Annotated in this window: 3 protein-coding genes and 1 pseudogene; all 4 read right to left on the bottom strand. The window is 60.8% G+C overall.

Annotated elements, in window-relative coordinates; translation table 11 throughout:
* A partial coding sequence (locus QT222_RS03955) for a DUF8073 domain-containing protein (protein WP_491476375.1) occupies positions 1-542 on the bottom strand: 542 nt, incomplete at its 3' end.
* A gap of 357 nt (positions 543-899) precedes the next feature.
* Positions 900-2,063, bottom strand: a complete 1,164-nt coding sequence (gene glmU / locus QT222_RS03950) for a bifunctional sugar-1-phosphate nucleotidylyltransferase/acetyltransferase (protein ID WP_491476377.1) — start codon at positions 2,061-2,063, stop codon at positions 900-902.
* A gap of 168 nt (positions 2,064-2,231) precedes the next feature.
* Positions 2,232-2,549, bottom strand: a complete 318-nt coding sequence (locus QT222_RS03945; protein WP_491476376.1) for a dockerin type I domain-containing protein — start codon at positions 2,547-2,549, stop codon at positions 2,232-2,234.
* Positions 2,550-2,621: 72 nt separating this feature from the next.
* Positions 2,622-3,143, bottom strand: a pseudogene (locus QT222_RS03940) (S8 family serine peptidase); the annotation flags it as partial.
* Positions 3,144-3,266: the final 123 nt, after the last annotated feature.

The following is a 3,266-nucleotide window of genomic DNA, read 5'->3' as shown; positions in this document are numbered from 1 at the left end:
GCACTCACCCCACAGTTGCTGCTCGCATCCGACTTGGTTGACGTGTCTACACTGGTCTCTGAGGCGGTATTGGTCGCAGTACCGGCTTCGACTGCATCATCGACGCTCGTCGCGTCGGTCGACGATGCGGATGGAGACTCAGCTGCTTCGAGTGGCGGCGTCTGTCGGACGCCCGGTGGATGCACACCGACTCCACCCCCATCGGTGTGTACCTGTGCGGTGTTGGCGCTGCCGGTTGTGTCTGCATCTCTGTCTGTACTTGCATCGACAGTCGTCTCTGCGGCTGGCATAAGCTCGATATCGAGTTCGATACGGAGGTGTCCGTCTTCGGACGATTGTCCGGATGGCGTCGAAAACGACAGTCGGTCGGCGTCGATACCGACGGCTGCCGCTACCGGAAACTCGAGTGTGCCGCTTGCGGTCGCGATGCCGTCTTCACTCGACCCCTCGCTCGTAAGTTGGACGTCAGTGAGTGTTCCACTGATACTATGTAACTCCTCGAGCACCTGGGTGAGCTCTTGGATGTTTCTGACCACTCCCATATGGTACCGACCACCACTCAGCTTCTAATTAATCTTTTTGCCGTTACGAGACTGCCAGTAGTGGGCTTCACGGACCGCGTTGTGACATTCCCGTTGAGAATCACAATATCGGATGTCCACGAAATTTGCCGGGTTGACACAGGTGGCGGCTGAAAAATCGGTGTACACCGTACCTATATTCCATCCCAGCCTATCACGTTGTGGTCGAAATTGCAGTGACCACTGGATTCAGGCTCGTGCCGGCCGATATGGCAGTTGAGAACGGCTCCCAGTTCCCATTCCCATTGGACTCTCCGCGTACCATTAGCCGTTCTCGTTGCCAACCTCCGTGCCGAGTACGTTGTGTTGCCGACGTCGCTACTCGGATTTATCCCGAAGCACGACTTCCCCGAGCGTTGTCGTCGCGTCGCAGTCTAATTTCACGCCCGCGTTGAGGCTGGTCTGAATCGCGGTCTTCACGTCGTCGCCGCAGACGACGCCGAACTTGCGACGGCCGGTCGAGGTGAGGTCTCCTTTGACGGGCGTCTTCACGAGTTCGTCGTCGTGGCGCAGGTTCGCAACGGTCGTTCCCGCACCGAAGTTCACGTCGCGTCCGAGGACGCTGTCGCCCACATAGGAGAGGTGACCGACGGTTGCACCCGCCATCAGGACGCTATTCTTGATTTCGACGCTGTGACCGACCTTCGCGTCTTCCGCGACGAGCGTGTTCCCGCGGATGTACGCGTTCGGGCCGACGGTCGCCCCACGACGGATGAGAGCCGGTCCCTCGATGACGACGCCCGCATCGACGGTTGCGCCCGCTTCGACGACAACATCGCCGCGGATGTCGGCGTCGTCGTGGACCTCGCCGGTGAGCGTGCGAGTGACCTCGCCGACTTTCCACTCGTTGGCTTCGAGGAGTTCCCACGGCCGGCCAACGTCCAACCAGCGCTCGAACGGGACAGCCGTCACAGTCGACTCCTCACACGCGCGTTCGAGGACGTCAGTCAGTTCGAGTTCGCCACGCTCGCTTTCGCCGACCTCCAACCACGCTTGTGCATCGTCGGGGAAGACGTACGCTCCCGTGTTGATGAGATTCGACGGCGGGTCTGCGGGCTTTTCGATGACGCCCGTGACGCGGGTATCGTCGCCAGTCTCGTCGGTGTAGAGGACACCGTACTGGGTTGGGTCGTCGACGCGGTACGACCCGACTGCGGGGGCGGACTCGTACAGCCGTGTGAGCGACGGTTCGTCGTAGAGGGCGTCGCCATTCAGCACGGCGAAGGGACCGTCGTCGAGGTGTGGTTCGGCGGCGCGGACGGCATCGGCCGTTCCTCGCTGTTCGGTCTGTTCGGCGTACTCGACGGGGACGCCCGCGTACTCCTCACCGAAGTACTCGCGCACGGCTTCGGATTCGTAGCCGACGACGATGATGAGACGCGATGCGCCGGCATCAACGGCGGTTGCGGCGGTGTGCGCGGCCAGCGGTTTGTCCGCAACGGGGAGCATCGGCTTCGCACGGCGCTCGGTGAGCGGCCGCATTCGCGTTCCCTGTCCGGCAGCGAGGATGACAGTCTGCATACCGATATGTTCTGGAATTAGGTCAAAATACTTGTGGAGATACTGCGCGGGTAACTACCGTGATTTCCGGGAACTCGTGGTCCGGGCTCTCTAAAAAAGATGTACCACTAACCCGCCGACTCAATGACGCTACTCGACTCGGCGAATCAGTTCCTGCACGTCGTTCATATCGAACCGGCCGTTACCGTCGAAGTCGAACGCCGTTGCTTCGGAATCGACGGCGTCCTCGAGTGCGATTTGATAGAGCAACTCGGCGTCTTTCATATCGACGACCCCGTCGCCGTTGACGTCTTCGTAGAGACCGTCGTCGTCAGGGTCGGCGGGGTAGACCGTCTGGCCGTCGACTTCGACTCCACCGGGGAAGGGAATTGATTTTCTTCCCGCGCGCTCGATGTCGATATGTCCAGCGCCGCGGAACGTCTTCGAGTCGTACGGGTCTTCGAGCATACCGTTGTTGTAATCGTCCCTGTCGGTGGGTTCGTCCGTGAAGTAATTCGAATTCGAGTAGGTCGTGTCGATGTGTTTAGCCGTATTCTTGATGTGTGCTTTCACCTGGTCTGGGGCAGCATCTGGGTATTCGGCCATAATGAGCGCAGCAAGCCCCGTGACGTGCGGGGCGGCCATGCTCGTTCCGTGGAGCGTCCCGTACATTCCGGAGCCGACAAGGCCCGCCGACCCTCCGCCAGGACCGATACGGACGAACCCATAGTTGTCGACCTTCGGTGAGAGCGTACTCATGACGCCGTCGAACAGCGTCCCGCGGTATCCGGCGTTCCCGCCCGGTGCGCTCACGTCAAGCGATTTGGGACCGTAGTTCGTGTAATCTGACGGCGTGTGAACCGGTAAAATCGTACCGTAGTCGGGGTTCCCGTCTTCGTCTAGGTCCTTCGGTGCATCCATGTACGAGGGCGCCTCTGAGTACGGTCCGGTCGCAGACACCGTCACCCAACCGGGCTGGCTGCCCTTTCCGGCGTTCGTAATCTGGGGCTCGAACTCGTCGATGTTCGTGTCGTCGTTTCCGGCCGCCTCGATGAGCATCGCGCCGGTTTTGCGTGCCTACCCGCCGGCGCGACGGCACGATTTAACACTCAGATTCTGGCGGTCGCTCGGCGCCCAGGCACTGCTCTGTCCCCGGGTCAGTTTTAGCGCATCGCCGCCCTTGTG

The sequence above is a fragment of the Haloferax sp. s1 genome (genome assembly GCF_058382125.1).
Note: the sequence above shows the minus strand (reverse complement) of the source record. Positions and strands in the feature narration are given on the sequence as shown.

Excerpts from the sequence above, each read along its gene's own strand:
- QT222_RS03945 (WP_491476376.1), bottom strand. The coding sequence starts at position 2,549 with ATGCTCGAAGACCCGTACGACTCGAAGACGTTCCGCGGCGCTGGACAT.
- glmU (WP_491476377.1), bottom strand. The coding sequence starts at position 2,063 with ATGCGGCCGCTCACCGAGCGCCGTGCGAAGCCGATGCTCCCCGTTGCG.